At 52.7% G+C, this 16,399-nt stretch carries 18 protein-coding genes and 1 other annotated feature; of the genes, 4 read left to right on the top strand and 14 right to left on the bottom strand.

Annotated elements, in window-relative coordinates; translation table 11 throughout:
* Positions 1-5 precede the first annotated feature (5 nt).
* The 3 genes from prsW to VF260_10480 all read right to left on the bottom strand — a co-directional run bounded on the left by prsW (position 6) and on the right by VF260_10480 (position 1,777).
* The gene (gene prsW, locus VF260_10490) at positions 6-710 is read right to left on the bottom strand and encodes a glutamic-type intramembrane protease PrsW (protein ID HEX7057604.1); all 705 of its coding nucleotides are present in this window, start codon (positions 708-710) and stop codon (positions 6-8) included.
* Between the two features lie 8 nt (positions 711-718).
* Positions 719-1,315 carry a genetic competence negative regulator gene (locus VF260_10485; GenBank protein ID HEX7057603.1) on the bottom strand — a complete coding sequence of 199 codons (597 nt, stop codon included), beginning with the start codon at positions 1,313-1,315 and terminating at the stop codon, positions 719-721.
* Positions 1,316-1,498: 183 nt separating this feature from the next.
* Positions 1,499-1,777 (bottom strand): hypothetical protein, encoded by a 279-nt coding sequence (locus VF260_10480; GenBank protein ID HEX7057602.1) that lies wholly within the window; start codon positions 1,775-1,777, stop codon positions 1,499-1,501.
* A gap of 188 nt (positions 1,778-1,965) precedes the next feature.
* On the opposite strand from VF260_10480, the gene VF260_10475 reads away from it, so the two are divergent.
* A complete protein-coding gene (locus VF260_10475; protein ID HEX7057601.1) occupies positions 1,966-2,814 on the top strand; it encodes a polysaccharide deacetylase family protein in 849 nt (282 codons plus the stop codon).
* A 1-nt stretch (position 2,815) separates the two neighbouring features.
* On the opposite strand, the gene VF260_10470 is transcribed toward VF260_10475, so the two are convergent.
* On the bottom strand, positions 2,816-2,992 hold the full coding sequence (locus VF260_10470) for a hypothetical protein (protein HEX7057600.1): 177 nt from the start codon (positions 2,990-2,992) through the stop codon (positions 2,816-2,818).
* Positions 2,989-3,582: a type II CAAX endopeptidase family protein gene (locus tag VF260_10465; protein HEX7057599.1), complete on the bottom strand. Its 594-nt coding sequence runs from the start codon at positions 3,580-3,582 to the stop codon at positions 2,989-2,991. Before VF260_10465 ends, VF260_10470 begins: the two co-directional genes overlap by 4 nt.
* A gap of 108 nt (positions 3,583-3,690) precedes the next feature.
* Between VF260_10465 and VF260_10460 the strand changes: the two genes are divergently transcribed.
* From VF260_10460 to serA, 3 genes are all read left to right on the top strand, one after another.
* Entirely contained in the window at positions 3,691-4,602 is a 912-nt protein-coding gene (locus VF260_10460) for a hypothetical protein (protein ID HEX7057598.1), read from the top strand.
* Between the two features lie 107 nt (positions 4,603-4,709).
* Positions 4,710-5,210, top strand: coding sequence for an inorganic diphosphatase (locus VF260_10455; GenBank protein ID HEX7057597.1), 501 nt, complete (start codon positions 4,710-4,712; stop codon positions 5,208-5,210).
* Positions 5,211-5,282: 72 nt separating this feature from the next.
* Positions 5,283-5,535, top strand: a binding site (T-box leader).
* Between the two features lie 63 nt (positions 5,536-5,598).
* Positions 5,599-7,188 (top strand): phosphoglycerate dehydrogenase, encoded by a 1,590-nt coding sequence (gene serA / locus VF260_10450; GenBank protein ID HEX7057596.1) that lies wholly within the window; start codon positions 5,599-5,601, stop codon positions 7,186-7,188.
* A gap of 130 nt (positions 7,189-7,318) precedes the next feature.
* On the opposite strand, the gene VF260_10445 is transcribed toward serA, so the two are convergent.
* The 9 genes from VF260_10445 to VF260_10405 all read right to left on the bottom strand — a co-directional run bounded on the left by VF260_10445 (position 7,319) and on the right by VF260_10405 (position 16,245).
* Positions 7,319-8,758, bottom strand: coding sequence for an ATP-binding protein (locus VF260_10445; protein HEX7057595.1), 1,440 nt, complete (start codon positions 8,756-8,758; stop codon positions 7,319-7,321).
* The gene (locus tag VF260_10440; GenBank protein HEX7057594.1) at positions 8,759-9,475 is read right to left on the bottom strand and encodes a response regulator transcription factor; all 717 of its coding nucleotides are present in this window, start codon (positions 9,473-9,475) and stop codon (positions 8,759-8,761) included.
* A gap of 68 nt (positions 9,476-9,543) precedes the next feature.
* The gene (gene ccsA, locus VF260_10435; GenBank protein ID HEX7057593.1) at positions 9,544-10,803 is read right to left on the bottom strand and encodes a cytochrome c biogenesis protein CcsA; all 1,260 of its coding nucleotides are present in this window, start codon (positions 10,801-10,803) and stop codon (positions 9,544-9,546) included.
* Positions 10,800-12,467, bottom strand: coding sequence for a cytochrome c biogenesis protein ResB (locus VF260_10430; protein HEX7057592.1), 1,668 nt, complete (start codon positions 12,465-12,467; stop codon positions 10,800-10,802). The genes ccsA and VF260_10430 overlap by 4 nt, the downstream gene beginning before the upstream one ends.
* A 42-nt stretch (positions 12,468-12,509) precedes the next feature.
* Complete coding sequence (locus VF260_10425; protein HEX7057591.1) at positions 12,510-13,031, bottom strand: redoxin domain-containing protein; 522 nt, start codon at positions 13,029-13,031, stop codon at positions 12,510-12,512.
* Between the two features lie 116 nt (positions 13,032-13,147).
* Complete coding sequence (locus VF260_10420) at positions 13,148-13,879, bottom strand: pseudouridine synthase (protein HEX7057590.1); 732 nt, start codon at positions 13,877-13,879, stop codon at positions 13,148-13,150.
* A 104-nt stretch (positions 13,880-13,983) separates the two neighbouring features.
* The gene (locus tag VF260_10415; GenBank protein HEX7057589.1) at positions 13,984-14,517 is read right to left on the bottom strand and encodes a spore maturation protein; all 534 of its coding nucleotides are present in this window, start codon (positions 14,515-14,517) and stop codon (positions 13,984-13,986) included.
* 5 nt (positions 14,518-14,522) lie between these two features.
* On the bottom strand, positions 14,523-15,122 hold the full coding sequence (locus VF260_10410) for a nucleoside recognition domain-containing protein (GenBank protein ID HEX7057588.1): 600 nt from the start codon (positions 15,120-15,122) through the stop codon (positions 14,523-14,525).
* 28 nt (positions 15,123-15,150) lie between these two features.
* On the bottom strand, positions 15,151-16,245 hold the full coding sequence (locus tag VF260_10405; protein ID HEX7057587.1) for a D-alanyl-D-alanine carboxypeptidase family protein: 1,095 nt from the start codon (positions 16,243-16,245) through the stop codon (positions 15,151-15,153).
* Positions 16,246-16,399 lie beyond the last annotated feature (154 nt).

Below are 16,399 nucleotides of genomic sequence, written 5' to 3'. Positions count from 1 at the left end.
CGAATTTACGGAAAATTAATCCCTTTGACATCCGGATCCCGCTGCAGGCTTCGGTATGGCGATCGCAGGTTGGCCCGCTTCACCCGCCAAATGCATCCGGCCCACAATAATGCCATAAACGGAACAATGACCCAGGTAAAGTGTTTGAACACAAGGATGATGTAATCAAACAGGCCATGCCAAATGATCGGCAACAGCAACGAATAGATCAGCCATTTGCGCCGCGCATGGGCAGGGACGAATTTGGCCTTGCCCAAATAATAGCCCATCATCACGCCGAATAAAGCATGTCCGGAAACCGGCAACAACGCGCGCATCAGCAAGGAGGAAAACGACATTTCATTCAGGAAGGCATAGAGCAAATTTTCCATGGTCGCAAACCCTAGCGACAATGAAACCGCATAGACGATGCCGTCATACGGCTCGTCAAATTCTTTATGGCTGAAAATCACGAAGTAAAGCACAAACCATTTGAAAAATTCCTCAACGCTTGCCGACACGACAAATGAAAACATGACCGGATTATCCCCGCCGGCCAGTTCAAGGCCGCGCTGAAAAATCATCGTGGGAAATACGAGCAAAATGCCGAAAACAAACAGTTTGCCTACGAGTTTAATAGGCTCGGATTCGTACTTGTCCTTTAAGTAGAAATAGGCGAGCAACGACGCCCCGGGCGCAATCGCGGCGGCCAACAACGAGATCAGTTCCATTGTATCTCCTATTTGAAACGTTCGGAAAGTTCGTAAACGGCGTTTTCCGGGACAATTAACTTCCCATACTCTGCCAGTACCGCGCTTGTTAAGGAAGTCGCTTCGCCGTATTCGGACAAAATGGCGATCACCGCTTGATAACGCCGCTCGTCATCGGAAATCGGCTCAAGCTGCAAGATCCATTTTCCCTTGTAAGAATATAAACTTCCGTCGGCAATAAGATGATGCCTGAGCGCTTTTACCGCCGACAACAGCATCTCAAAGTCGTGAAAAGCGTAGGAGATAACGTCGCTCTGCTCTAACGTAACCTCCATTTCGTAAATGTCCTCTTCCGTTTCCTCATCTTCGGTACGCGCGGACTCCATTTTTCCTCTTGTAACGATGACAACCATTCCTTGCGCGGGAAGCGCAAACACCTCCACCGCCAACGGTCCGGAAGCGTCAAAACCTAATTCGTTATACGCCTGATCCATCATTTCGCTGAAAAGGTCATGCACTTTCGGTATTTCGCGCCACATATCTTCCTTTTGGATGCCGCGCTCCTGCAAATCATCGAACGTAAGGAAAATCCTAATCTTATCCTGACTTAAACGCTCAATTTTCAACGCAGGATCCTCCCTTACACCGCTGTCTTAACAAATTATGGCTGCAAACTGCGATTGGTGAAATCATAGATTCTTAAGCATATGTTATCATTAAACGCCGGCGAATGCACTACCCATTCATAACGAAAAAAGAACCATTTTCGGACAATGCGAAAATGGTTCGCGTTCGTTTCCCCAAAAGGCCTATTGCATTGTATTTCCGCCGTTTTCCGCAAGTATCTCGTTGACCGATTGTTTCACTTGGGAATCGGATTTGATCATGTCCCGCAACTGACCGTTGCCCGCGGCGTTTGACCCGGCAGCTTTTTGGGGCTCGTTTGAACGGTTGGCGAACTGGTTCGCGCCAAACCATCGTGAAGCCGCCTCGCCCATTGCCGACATGAACGGCCTGTTGTTGCGGGTCATCCATAACGCGGCCGCGGCGCCGCAGACGCCTCCGATTAAAAACGAGAACATTCGCATATGCCAAGGCATCTCCTTTTCACAACCAGATGATTTATTTCGCTCCATAGTTTCCCCGTTGTCTGATTGCACATTCTTTATAAATTAAGGAAACGCATGTTGAAAATGGTCGAAAAAAATCCGCAACAAAGCGGAAAATCTGTGATACGATAGTACCAATTCGACAATATTTCGGGAGAGAAACCGCCATGAGAAGATTCATCATGTTGCTTGCCATTATGTCGCTTGTGTTAAGCGGATGCGGCCAAAAAACGCTGCCGCAGGCAAATAACGGCGAAACGGCCGAAGCCGGGACCGCTCCTTCCGCCGCTATTGAACAATCGGCGACGCCAACTCCGACGCCAACGCCAACCGCAACGGCAACGCCAACTCCGACGCCAACACCGGTCAAGCCGGAGTATTACATTTCCTCCGCCTATTTCGTCAAGCCGCTTGACAAAAACGGAAACAATAAAGTTGTCTTGCTGACTTTTGACGACGGCCCGAAAGCGGAAGAAACGTTGGGCGGCTTGCTCGATACGTTGGATAAACACCATGCCAAGGCGATATTTTTCGTAAACGGGTATCGGGTCAAGCAAAATCCCGATCTGCTGAAGGAAATTTATGAACGCGGACAAACAATCGGCAATCATTCATGGGATCATATCGATCTGTCCAAAGAAAACAAGGAGAAAGTCGAACAACAGATCGGCGACGTGCAGCAAATCGTCAAAGATACGACCGGCTATACGCCTGTGTTTTTCCGCCCGCCTTATGGCGCCGGAAAAGGTTTTGTGAAAGAGGTTTGCGCGAAAAACAATCTCTTGTATATGACGTGGTCCAACGGCTCGCTCGACTGGGCGGACAACCAGCACAAACCCGACGGGGTGATCCAATCCGTGCTGCAGCAACTGCATCCCGGCAGCAACATTTTGATGCATGAATTGCCGTGGACCGTCGCCGCGCTGGATGAGCTGTTGACAACACTTGAAGAAAAAGGCTACTCTTTCGTCGACCCGCGAACGATCGACTTGCACCCGCCGGAAACCGCGAATTAGCTCAAACGCCGGATTTCAGCCGAATGCCCCAGACGATCAGGCCGACCACCAATGATAAAAAAAGCACAAATAACGACCCGTAAAATATTTTCGCCATTTTCGCCTTGTTGGACGGATGCAACACTCTCCTGGGGGGAAATGGCGACTGTTCCGTTTCTTCATGCGTTTCTTTGGTCATAATTCCCTCCGCCACCGAATCATACTGCCCATCACAAAATCTATCATAAAATGGGCGAATATCGGTGTCAATAAGGTGCCTGTTTGCGCATAAATCCAACCAAGCCCGTAACTGACGGAAAAAACCATTCCCGTCATGAGCCAATGGCGAAGATAGCGGAAATGCAGGGTGGCAAAAACAATGCTGGTCCAATAGGCGCCAAGCGCATGCTGTATCGCGCCGCGAAACAACATTTCCTCGCTGATCGACACGACAAGGCAAATGAAAGCCACGTGCCACAGCGGGCGATTCCGGAATATTTTCTCGTTCATCCCGCCGTCATCGGTCACTTCCTCGGGAACAAACCGGTTCAACAGCAAATCTCCGGCGATAACGACCGCGGCCAACAATCCGCCCCAGATGAAAGCTTGCTCAAGGCGGTCAAACGCCCACAAATGAAGATCGTTGTTTCTTTGCAGCCAAATGACGACAATCCCCAGGCAAAAGGAAAGCGCCTGCGTCGCATAGAGATTGATCAGGAGCAGCCGTTCGTCAATTTCCTCGATCTTGATCCTGCGAATTCGCCATTTTCGCCAATTCCATTTTTTCATCCGGCTTCTCCCGCTTTCAGATTATCTTCCCTTTTCCGACATTTTCCCCTATACTGAATGCAAATAGTTGGAAGCCAATCATATATACAATCCGAAAGAGGTCTCGGTATGGAAAAAAGACTTACCCGCTCCGATTATCTGTTTATTTTTGTGTTTATTTTCATGCTGGTCGCAGCTGTCGGCGCATTTTTCTACGGCGTGCAAATCGGCAGGCATGAAATGCAGACGCAATACGCAAAACTGCACCCCGGTGATGACGCCGTAAAAAAACAACCGTCCGCTTACGAGCAGCAGGTCCTGGTCTCATTTTATCATACCATTTATTCGCCGTTCCGGGAATTTCAAAATAAGTGGTCCGCGGACATGGAGGCGATTGCGGCGCCGGATGCCACCACCGATGTCAAATCGTTGCTTAAAGGGTTGCAACGGCTGGCCAACGAGAAATACAGCGCGATACAACATATCACCCTGCCGCAAAATTCGCCTCTGTTGCTCGACGCGCAAACGGGCTATATGAAAAGCTTGCGTTTGTTCGCGAGCGGAGCGGACCGGTTGCTGGAAAAGCAGGCCGACGACGGGATAAAATGGGCCGACGCCGTCCGCAATGATTCCTATATCACGGAAGCGAAACGGTTCGCTTTGCACTCGCAACTGCAATTTTACGACGCGATTGTGCTGTGGAACGAAACGGTCGATCCGACGCTCACGCCGGTAGATGCGAAGTCGGGCCTGTCCCTGAACCTTTGGGAAAAGTTGAATCTGAACGAAAAAAACCGTTATCTCGCCGCATGGCTTTCGGAAAACATGGTGTTTGCCAACTTTTACCCGCAAGATTTGGCCATCGACATCGATGATATGATCGCGAAAGGCAACGCGAAAAAAATGCGCCTGTCGACGGTCGATGACATCGCGGCAACGTTGGTGAATTCCGCCGGGGTGCGCGCCGGCGATTTCAACAACGGCAAGGCGAAATATTACCGGAACGAACGCCTGCCGCAATTGCCCTTTTTCATCGATTGAGGCGGAAAACTGTTGCAATTGTCCCCCGCGCTGCTATAAAATATAAAATGTTGATTATGAACATGAATTCCCCGTGGTTTACTTAGAATTAATAGGAGGCAACGTTCATGTCCAACCTGATAGTTGACGCTTTTATCGAAATTCCGACAGGCAGCCAAAACAAATACGAATTCGATAAAGAGAAAAAAGCGTTTGTGCTTGACCGTGTCCTGTATTCGCCGATGCATTATCCGACGGAATATGGATATCTGGAAAATACGCTGGCGCTGGACGGCGACCCGCTTGACATTCTGGTGCTGACCACCTTCCCGACGTTCCCGGGCTGCGTGATCGAATCCCGCGTGATCGGCGTGCTGATCATGTCCGACGATAAAGGCCAGGACGAGAAGCTGCTGGCGGTGCCGGTGCATGATCCGCGTTGGCGGGAAGTCAATTCCCTAAAAGACATCCCGCAGCACAAGCTGAAAGAGATCGCCCACTTTTTCCAGGTCTATAAAGATCTTGAAAACAAGAAGACGATCATCGAAGGCTGGAAAGACGCGGCGTTCGCGCAACAGCTTTATGACGATTGCGTAAAGCGCTATAACGATACGGTTAACAATCGTTAACAGCAAGCTTTTTGCTATTGACATTGCGGGCTTTCGCAGTGTACCATTATGAAAAAACAAGCATACATCGCGAAAATAACGATGACGGAACCAAGCATGCGAAAAAGCCTTCCAGAGAGCCGGTGGTCGGTGCAAACCGGTGGTGCAGGCATGCGGAGCATTCCTGAGTTGTCGCACTGAAACAAGCTTATGGCAACTATGGTTGTCAAGGAAATAGGTGCGAACGGTAACCCCGTTAACGTTGCGGTCATTTGACCGGCTAAGGCAGTTCGTGCGAACGGATTGCGAAAAAGGGTGGCACCACGAAACAACTCTCGTCCCTTCATACGCCAGACGTGTGAGGTTGAGAGTTTTTTTGTTGACAAAAAGGATTAGGAGGAACCATTTTATGTTCAAAGTTCTTGTATCGGACCCGATCAGCGACATGGGGATCCAGCAGTTGACCGACGCGCCGGATGTTACGGTAGAGAAAAAGACCGGCTTGTCCGAAGAGCAGTTGATCGAGATTATCGGCGATTACGACGCGCTGCTTGTCCGCAGCCAAACAAAAGTAACCGCAAAAATTATGGATGCCGCCGCCAAGCTGAAAGTAATCGGCCGCGCCGGCGTCGGCGTCGACAATATCGACCTGCAGGCCGCCACGGAAAAAGGCATCATCGTCATCAATGCGCCTGACGGCAATACGGTTTCGACTTGCGAGCACGCTTTCGCGATGTTGATGGCCGTATCCCGCCATATTCCGCAAGCTTACCGCAAGACGTGCGAAGGCGTGTGGGACCGCAAATCGTTCGTGGGCGTGGAGCTGCGCAACAAAACGCTGGGCATTATCGGCATGGGACGAATCGGCAGCGAGGTGGCCAAACGCGCCAAAGCGTTCGGGATGGATGTAATCGGGTTTGACCCGTATTTGAGCGAGGAACGCGCCGAAAAGCTGGGCGTCAAACTGAGTTCCGTCGACGAAATTTGCGCCAAGGCGGATTTCATTACCCTGCATACGCCTTTAACGAATGAAACCCGCAACATGATCGACAAGCCGCAATTTGCCATCATGAAAAAAGGCGTGCGGATTATCAACTGCGCAAGAGGCGGCCTCGTCAACGAAAAGTCGCTCGTGGAAGCAATCGACGCGGGCATTGTGGCCGGCGCCGCTTTTGACGTATTTGAGCAGGAACCGCCGGCAGCGGACCATCCGTTTTTGCACCATCCCAAGATCATCGTCACGCCCCATTTGGGCGCTTCCACGGTGGAGGCGCAGGAAAACGTCGCCGTCGACGTTTCCGAAGAAGTGCTGCATATTTTGCGGGATGAGCCGTTTAAAAACGCGGTGAACATTCCGCCCGTGGCGCCGAACGTATTGAAAAAGCTGCAGCCGTATTTTACGCTTGCCGAGAAAATGGGCGCGTTGCTGGCGCAAGTTATCGACGGCCCCGTGCAGGAGGTGCATATCAGCACTTCCGGCGAGTTGGCGGATACGGACGTTGCGCCGCTCACCCGATATGTGGTCAAAGGCGTTTTGTCGCCGGCCTACGGCTCGGAAGTCAATATTGTGAGCGCCATGCATCTGGCTAAATCCCGCGATGTCCGCATTGTCGAGCAAAAGACTTCGTCTTCCAAAGGCTTTACCAATCTGATTACCGTCTCGGTAAAAACGAACAAAGAGGAGCGCTCCGTTTCCGGCACGCTGTTGAACGGCTACGGCGCGCGCATCGTGCAAATCGACCAATACCCCGTCGATGTTGTGCCGGAAGGCAACCTGCTGCTCGTATCCCATCACGACAAGCCCGGTATCGTCGGCAAAATCGGAACGGCGCTGGGCAACAACGACGTCAATATTGCGACGATGCAAGTTGGCCGGAAAATTGTCGGCGGCGCCGCCGTCATGGTGCTGACGATTGACAAGGCCGCTCCCCTGGAGCTGCTGCGCAACCTTGCCCAATCGGCGGCGGAAATTGTCAAAATCAAGCAAGTCGCGCTGTAATGTTGGCACACGAAAACCGTCCGGCCATTTGACCGGACGGTTTTTGTTTCACGGGCAACAAGATTAAACGCGACCATTCCACAGCAAGCGGCATGATTTGCCAAAATCCGCAGCCCACCCATATTTGCGCCTATTTGCCCTTGCGCTGCTCTTTGACCGGAATTTTGACCGAAAAGGTCGTTCCGACATGTTCCGTACTCGTTACGCTTACTTGCCCTTGATGCGCTTCCACAATATTTTTGACGATCGCAAGCCCCAATCCGGTGCCTCCGGACGAATTCCCCCGCGTCCGCGCTTTGTCCGCTTTATAGAACCGCTCAAACACGTAAGGCACATCCTGTGCGGGAATGCCCTGCCCTTCATCGGCAATTTCCAGCAAGATCGCTTCCGCGTGATGGAGCGTATCCGGCTTCAAGCGGATCGTGATCGCCTTGCCGGACGGCGTATGGCGCACGGCATTATCCAGCAGATTGGTCAAAACTTGCTCCAGCCTGTCTTCATCGGCATGCTGGCAAACGAATTCGCCGTCCGCTACGGCAAGCTCCAAACGGATTCCTTTCTCTTTGCACATCACGCTGAATTTCCGGTTCACGCGGGACAAGAGGACGCGCAAATCCACCTTGCCGAAATTTAGTTCCAGATGCCCGGCTTCCATGCGCGCCAGGTCCAGCAAATCCTTGACCAGACGCCCCATGCGCAAAGACTCGTCGTAAATGACTTGAACCAGTTCGTTGCGTTCCTCGGGAGTGGCGGCAATATCGTCAAGCAGCGCTTCGCTGTATCCCTGCAGCATGGAAATCGGCGTGCGCAGTTCGTGCGAAACGTTGGCCACAAAATCTTTGCGCAGTTTCTCCAACCGATGCTCTTCGGTGACATCCCGCAACACCGCGACGGCGCCGTGAATCGGACCGCCGGAGTATAGCGGCGTCATGGCCACCGACCAAACGCCGTTCAGCACATTGACCTTGCTTATTGTATCCCGCGAGTGTGTAACCGCCGTCTCGAACGGAACTCTTAACGGCGCCGGCACTTGTCCCAACTGCTCATCCGGCGACGCCTCCTGCTCCCATAACAGCGAATGCCAATCGCGCAGTATTTTTTGTCCCTGCGGGTTGGCCAAAATCACGTTTCCCTCGACGCTGAATGTAATGACGGCGTCCGTCATGCTGCGCAAAATCCCGGCCAAATGTTCTTTTTCCATGCTGAGGTCATGGACGGTGGCCTGCAGTTTCGTGGCCATATGGTTCAGCGTCTTGGCCAATTCGCCGATTTCATCCTGCGAGGAAACCGGCACCCGAATGCCATATCGCCCCATTGAGATCATATCCGCCGCTTCTTTCATTTGCACAAGCGGACGCGTGATGCGGGTTGATAAAAAAAAGGCAAAAAAGGTAGTCAGAAAAAAACCGATAATCCCCACATAAATAAACAGCCTTTTGATTTGGTCCGCGTTGGAAAACGTCATATCGATGTATTCCAACAGAAAGCTGCCCAATATGATCAAAACCAGCGCCACCAGCGCAATGATCGTCAGCCACAGTTTGCCTACAACACTTCGCCAGATCGCCACTTATTTCGGCACCTCGAGCTTGTAGCCGACGCCCCATACAGTCGTGATCATCGCCGCGGCCTCGGCGGAAACTTTATTCAACTTTTCGCGCAACCGCTTCACATGCGTGTCCACAGTGCGCAAATCGCCGAAAAATTCATAATTCCATACGTCCTTCAGCAAATCTTCCCGGGAAAACACTTTATCGGGCGAGGAAGCCAGGTAATGCAACAATTCATATTCTTTCGGCGTCAGGCTGACTTCCTGTCCCGCGACCGTAACCCGGTGCGCATCATGTTCAATCGTCAGGTGCGGAAATACGATCACGTTGCTCGAACCATCCTGGCGGGAAAGAAAAGCCGTAGCCGAGGACCGGCGCAAAATCGCCTTGACCCGGTATATGACTTCCCGCGGGCTGAACGGCTTGACAACGTAATCGTCGGTGCCCGCTTCAAAGCCATGCACCCGGTTTGCTTCTTCCCCTTTTGCGGTCAACATGATGACCGGCGTTGCTTTGACCTGGCGCAGCCTTGTGCATACTTCCATGCCGTCCATACCCGGCAACATCAAATCAAGCAAAATCAACGCAAAATCCTCGGCTATCGCCTTGCGCAGCGCCGTTTCGCCGTCTTCCGCTTCATCGATCTGGAACCCTTCCTTCTCCAGATACATGCGCAGCAAACGGCGAATCCTTTCTTCATCGTCCACAACCAGAATGCGCTTCAATTTTTCGTCCATCTCCTCAACTCCCGTTCTTGGAATGGGTTGCCCTACATGAGGCCGCCGGACATAGCACAGCCGGAGCTTTACACACCGGCATACGAATGAAGTCCGGCGATAATCAGATTAACGCCAATCAGCGTAAACATGACGACAATAAACCCGATGACCGCAAGCCAGGATGATTTTTTTCCCTGCCACCCGCGGGACAGGCGCAAATGCAAAAACAACGTGTAAAACAACCAGGTGATAAGCGCCCATGTTTCTTTCGGATCAAAGCCCCAAAACCTGCCCCACGCTTCTTGCGCCCATATCATGGCAAAGACCAGCGCGCCCAACGTATAAATGGGAAAGCCGATGGCGATCGCCCGATAGCAGATTTCATCGAGGTCATCGGGGTCGATCCCGTTCATGATGCCGCCAAACGACGCTCCGACCGGCTTGCGCAAAACAAGGCGAAGCAAGGCGTACAAAAGCGCTCCGGTGATGATTGCCCACAGAATCGTATTCAGTTTGCGTCCGGCATTGACGCCTTTCATCCAGCCCGGCGCGGCAAACAGCGCGTCATTCATCCCCAGGAAGGCGTCCATGTGCGTTTTTTCGCTGTTATACGGCTTGACGAGCGCAGGCAGTGTATATTCGACTTTTTGCTCGACCGTTTGGGGTTGTCCGTTCTGGTCAACCGTAACCACTTGCTGCACGAATTCCGCTTCGTAGCCGGCGGCCCGAAAACCGAAAATATCTGCGATAAAGCCGACCACGATAAGGATGACAAACAACGACATTTCCAACCAAAAGCGCTCGCGGCGCGCAATTTTGCCGCTGTCCCGATAATTGACCGTGCACAGCAAATACATCAGGCCGGCGGCGAAACCGACGGCGAAAAAAGCTTCTCCCAACGCGGCGGTCGTCACATGAATATAGAGCCAATAGCTTTGCAGAGCGGGAATAAGCGGCTGCACTTCTTTCGGAAATACCGCCGCGTAAGCCAAAATGATGATGCCGACCGGCGCCGCAAACACTCCCAACAACGGCGCGCGGTAAAACAGGTAAATGACAATAAACGCCGCCATAATCATCATGCCAAGAAAAGTCATAAACTCAAACATGTTGCTGGTCGGCACGTGTCCCCCGCCTGCCCAACGGGCGAAGAAATAAACGACCTGCGCCGCAAAACCGACAACAATAAGAAAAAATGCGAAATTCCCCCAACGCTTGCGGTGTTTTTCCGGCTCGCGGTTGTTGAAGCGGCTTCCGGCAATGGCAATGACAAACGAAATGAATGCCAGACAATACATTACAAATGCGATGAGCAGCGCCTGGCTGCTAAATGCCAACCAATTCAACGTTGTTCGCCTCCGTTTTCCAACTGTTTCGGCTTCACGGCGATGCCCGATTTGCCGAGCATCGCGGCAACCTCTCTTCTTAACCCGATCCAGTTTTTATTCGTATGTGCCCCGAGCAGCAAAGCGCCGTCTTCTACGGTAAGCCAGACGCGTCTGTGCTGCCAATATACTCCCATCGCCACGCCGATTATGAAAATGATCGCGCCGCTAAAAATGTAAGGAATCGCCCGTTCCACATGCGCGTTTAGCAAACTCGTGTACAACGCGATCCGCACATCGTCCATCGATTTGGCGTCTATGGCGATTTTTTTGCCGAAATCGCCGTTCAGCTTGTCCTGGCTGAAGCGCTCTTGATCTTGCGGCAACGGAAAATAAATATAGATTTCGCCCGTTTGCGCGATGCCGGGTCCGGTCACCAGAAACACAAACGCCGGAGCATTCGGATTGTTCGACTTCGTATAGGGCTTTTTTTGTTCGTTTATCGCGAAATCGGGAAAATAACTTTTCAGTTCCAAATGATAGGGCCCGACATCGTAGCTTTCCTGCGGATTTTTCATCGAAAGCGTAAACGGGCCGTACGATTTCCCGGTCGTTTGGTCGGTTAAAAAAGTATCGATGCTGACAATTTGCGGCGTTTGGCTGAAATCAATCTGGTACAGCTTCATCCCTTTATAGCTCAACGGGTGGTTAACCTCGATATCGCCTTCTTTGACTTTGGTCAGCACCGGTTTCTTTGCCGGATCGCCGCAGTTTGCCGTACATTTGTACAACACCGCCTCCGTGCGAAACAACTTCGGCACATAGCGCTGTTCATCGCGGAATTTCTCGGGCAGTTCCGCAGCGGAATAATATTCTGCCGTAAACTGCTTGTTTTGCACAAAATAAGGCGTTCCCGGAATCGGAACGGTATCGCCTTCCAACACATTGACGTACTCATCCATGTACCAGCCGGGCACGCCGCGCAGCAATACCGCGAGCAAAAAGATGATCAGCCCGCAATGGTTGATGTACGGCCCCCAACGGCTGAACCGGTTTTTTTCGGCCAACAGCGCGGAGCCGTCCATGCGCACGCGGAAACGCTTTTTCCGCAATATTTCCGCGAACTTTTCCACCCAGGCCCGGTCGCTCACCCCGGCGGGAATCGGCCCCATATACGTCACGCGCTGCCGCTGGATAAATTCACGATGCTTCCGGATTTTTTGCTTGTTGAGCGCGCGGTACAAAGGCACCACGCGATCGAGGCTGCAAATTACAAGCGACGCTCCGAGCATCACCAAGAGCGTCTTGAACCACCAGGAAGTATACGTGTGCGAAAGTCCGAGCAAATAATAGATTTCGCCAAGCGTGCCATATGTTTCTTTGTAGTAAACGGACGGATCAAAATGAATAAATGTGTTTTCCTGCGGATAAACCGTCCCCAGCGAAGCGCCGACCAGCGTAATGACAATGATGATGACGGCGTTTCGAACCGATGAAAAGAAATTCCAGATACGGTCGATGATGTTCGGATTCGCTTTTTGCGAACGGCGCGCCACTCCGTCATAACGCATTTCCAGCAGTTTTTGCCCGGCATGCTCCTGCAACGGTTTGCCGCAACTTTCGCAAAGCACGGTTCCCGCAGGATTTTGATGCCCGCATTCGCATTTAGTATTTTCGAAGACCACGCGCCGGCCAAACTCCCTTCTGTCGCCAGACTGTACGGGCAATTAGTCCGCCAATAATTTCGCCAACGTGGCTTTGATAAAATCCTCGCTCATTTCACCCTCATGGCGGACCATAATTTTGCCTTTTTTGTCAAGGAAAAATGTCGTCGGGAACGCGGTGACGCCATACCGCTCGCGCACGGTATCTTTATCGAGCAAGATCGGAAACGTGACGCCGTGCTGATTGATAAAGCTCTTCACCGTAACGACGCTTTCATCCAGGTTGATGCCCAACACCGTAAAATCGGCGCCGGCTGTTTTTTCATATTGTTTTTGAATGGCCGGCATTTCTCTTACGCACGGTGGGCAAAAGCTTCCCCAAAAATTGATCATGACCGCTTTGCCGCGGTAATCGGAGAGGCTGTGATCCGCTCCGTCCAGACCCGCCAACGTGAACTCGGGCGCCATATCGCCCGCTTTCGGAACCGAACTGTTGGCGGAAAACGCGCCGCTTGCGATCGTGATCCCGCCTACCGCCAAAACCGCGAGCAATATGATGATTTGCACCGCCTTGTTCCGATTCATGACCCGCATCACCCGCTTCGGTGTATTTCCTTTTAGAACAATATTAAATATTCACAACTACCTTCATTATAGCGAAAAATTTTTTTACTCCCAACCAAGTTTGTGAAATGTTTGTGTCAGGGCAACAGGGAATCTTCCGCTTGCTGCAAGCCGGCTATTTCTTCCGGCGTGAGTTTCCGGTATTTGCCGCGCGGCACGCCTTCCAATAGCAGCGGCCCGAATCCGACGCGCTTCAACAGCCTGACCGGGTGTCCGATCGCTTCAAACATGCGCCGTACCTGGCGATTGCGCCCTTCCGTTATGGAGATGATGATCGTCGCTTGGTTTTTTTCCAGATTTACGTCGCGATATTCAACTTCGGCGGGCTTGGTCATGCCGTCCTGCAACTTGATGCCGTTCGCCAATTTCTCCAGCTTGTCCCCGTGGGGAATGCCCTCGACCGTCGCGATATATGTTTTTTTGACGTGACGGCTCGGGTGCAACAGGCGGTTCGCCAATTCGCCATCGTTCGTCAAAAGCAACAGGCCCTCGGTGTCGTAATCGAGCCGCCCGACGGGAAACACCCGTTCCTTCACGCCCCGGATATAGTCGGATACGGTTTTTCGCCCTTGCGGGTCGGACATGCTGGTGATCACGCCTTTGGGCTTGTGAAACATGTAGTATACAAATTTTTCTTTATCGAGCAGCCTGCCGTCGACCCTGATTTCATCCGCGGCCGGATCGACTTTGCTGCCAAGCGCCGTGACCGTTTCGCCGTTTACCGTAACCCTGCCGGCTGTGATCATTTCCTCGCACTTGCGGCGGGAGGCGATCCCCGCTTGCGCCATCACTTTTTGCAATCGTTCCATTGATCGTGCATGTTCTCCTCAACGCAAATTTTCGATTACACTTTCATGATAGCCATCAACAGGAGAAATCACAAGTTCATCAACCGGGAAAAAATGGCGCAGAATCAGGAGAACGCGAGCAGGCATACGGCGACAGCGGAGATAAAGCCGACCAGATCGGAGAGGAGGCCGACTTTCAAAGCGTAGCGGGTTTTGCGGATGCCGACGGCGCCAAAATAAACCGTCAGCACATAGAGGGTTGTGTCCGTGCTTCCCTGGATTGTCGAGGCCATGCGCCCGATCATGGAGTCCGGCCCGAATTGTTTGATCAAATCGGCGGTGAACGCCAAACTGCCCGCGCCGGTGATCGGGCGAAGCACGGCAAGCGGCAGCACTTCCCCGGGCACGCCCCAATTTTCCAGAAACGGCCGGAACAGCCCGATCAGCCATTCCATGGCGCCGGAAGCGCGGAACACGCTGATTGCGACCATCATGCCGACCAAATGCGGGATAATGCGGACGGCCGTGTCGAAACCGTCTTTGGCGCCGTCGACAAACGACTCGTAAACGGGTACTTTTTTCGCGGCCGCATATAAAGGAATAAACACCAAAACAACCGGAATTGCCCATGCCGAAATCGCCGTAATGACGGACAGCAAGGCAATCACCCCTTCGGTGTTTGCGGCGCTCCGTGCACACGCCTGTACCACCTGTCGAGCAAAATCGCCGCCGTCGTGGACAGGAATGTGGCCGCAAGCGTGGTGCCGACAATCTCCGTCGGATTCGCCGAATGAAAATTCAGGCGAATCGCGATGAGCGTTGTCGGAATCAGCGTAATGCTCGCCGTATTGATCGCCAAAAGCGTGCACATGTCGGGGCTTGCCGTGTCTTTTTGCGGATTCAGTTTTTGCAACTCCTGCATCGCCTTGATGCCCATCGGCGTGGCGGCGTTGCCCAGCCCCAGAATATTCGCGCTCATATTCGACAAAATATAGCCCAACGCCGGATGGTTTGCGGGAACGCCGGGGAACAAGAGGCGGATGAAGGGGCTCAGCATTTTGCCGATAACGGCCAACAGTCCGGCATCTTCGGCGATTTTCATCATCCCGAGCCAAAACACCAAAATGCTGATCAAGCCGAAGCTCACCGTAACACCCGTCTTCGCGCCTTCGAAAACGGCGTTTGTCGCCAGACTGATGTCACCTTTGGCGGCGGCAAACACGATGCCGATCACGATAAACAACAGCCAAATGACGTTGACCATGCATGCCTCCCCTTTCGCTTGATCCTGATTATTCGCTTTCCTGAAACGTGATCAGCATCCTGAGCGCGCGCATATATGCGGACAAAGCGCGTCCGCTAACCGATGCGCGCGCCGCATTTGCTTCGGCGGCGGACGTGTCGGCGGCGGGTATAAGCGGCACAATCCCGATCGTTTCGCCGTGCAACCTGATCTCCACATTTCCGCGCCATCCCAGCCTATAGGATAACGATTGGGCCGCATGCCGGTTAATCCGGTAAGACAAGGCGCCTTCTTCATCGTGGCGCAGCGGATACCGAAACGATTTTGCCGCTATGTAGCCGGTGTTTTTGACCGGCTGCCCCGCCGCGACGATTTCCCGCAACGGATAGTTGGCCAACCCGTAATCCAGCAATATGCGATGGTCCGCCCAATCGACCGGATCGTTGAGCGTGACGACGGCCAGTTGCTGCCCTCCCCTGGTCGCGGATGATACGAGGCAACGCCCCGCTTTTTTCGTGTAGCCCGTTTTCACGCCATCCGCTCCTTCATAGAGCGACAGCATTTTGTTTTTGTTGATCCAGGTGCGGTCCCAAGGCTGCCCCGGATCCGGAACGGTTTTCAACTTCGTCTTCACAATGTTGCGAAAGGTCGCGTTATGGAGCGCATACGCGGCCAGTCTGGCCAAATCGGCGGCGGTGGAATAATGATCGGGCGCGTCCAATCCGTGCGGATTGGCAAAATGGGTATGCCGCATCCCGATCTCTTGCGCCTTGTCGTTCATCATTTTCACGAATCCGTCAACCGACCCGCCGACATGCTCGGCAATCGCGACAGCCGCATCGTTTCCCGAACGCAGCATCAAGCCGTACAGCAAATTTTCCAGACTGATTTCCTCGCCGCGCTTTAAATAGACGGAAGAGCCCTCGACGCCGTAAGCTTTCGCCCCCACTTTTACCTTATCCGCCAAATCGCCCGCTTCAATCGCCACAATGGCTGTCATGATTTTCGTTAGCGACGCGATGCGCATTTGTTTTTCCCCGTTCAGGCTGTAGAGCAATCTGCCCGAAGTGACATCGATCAGCGCCGCCGCCTCGGCGTGGACGACCGGTTTTTGGGGCGCGGCGGCGGCCGGATGCGGCAACATGACAGATGCGGCTGCCAATACGGCAATGATCGGTACGGATAGTGCTCTTATCATTTGTTCCTCCCGAATTTCAGCAGGGAATGCTGCTTGTATTTCGTCCCGTAACTATACATATGCTTGGCCTTTGCGGTTATGTTTTGAGATGGCGGGAATA

The organism is Bacilli bacterium (genome assembly GCA_036381315.1).
Classification (GTDB): domain Bacteria; phylum Bacillota; class Bacilli; order Paenibacillales; family KCTC-25726; genus DASVDB01.
This window is presented reverse-complemented; position numbering and strand designations above follow the sequence as displayed.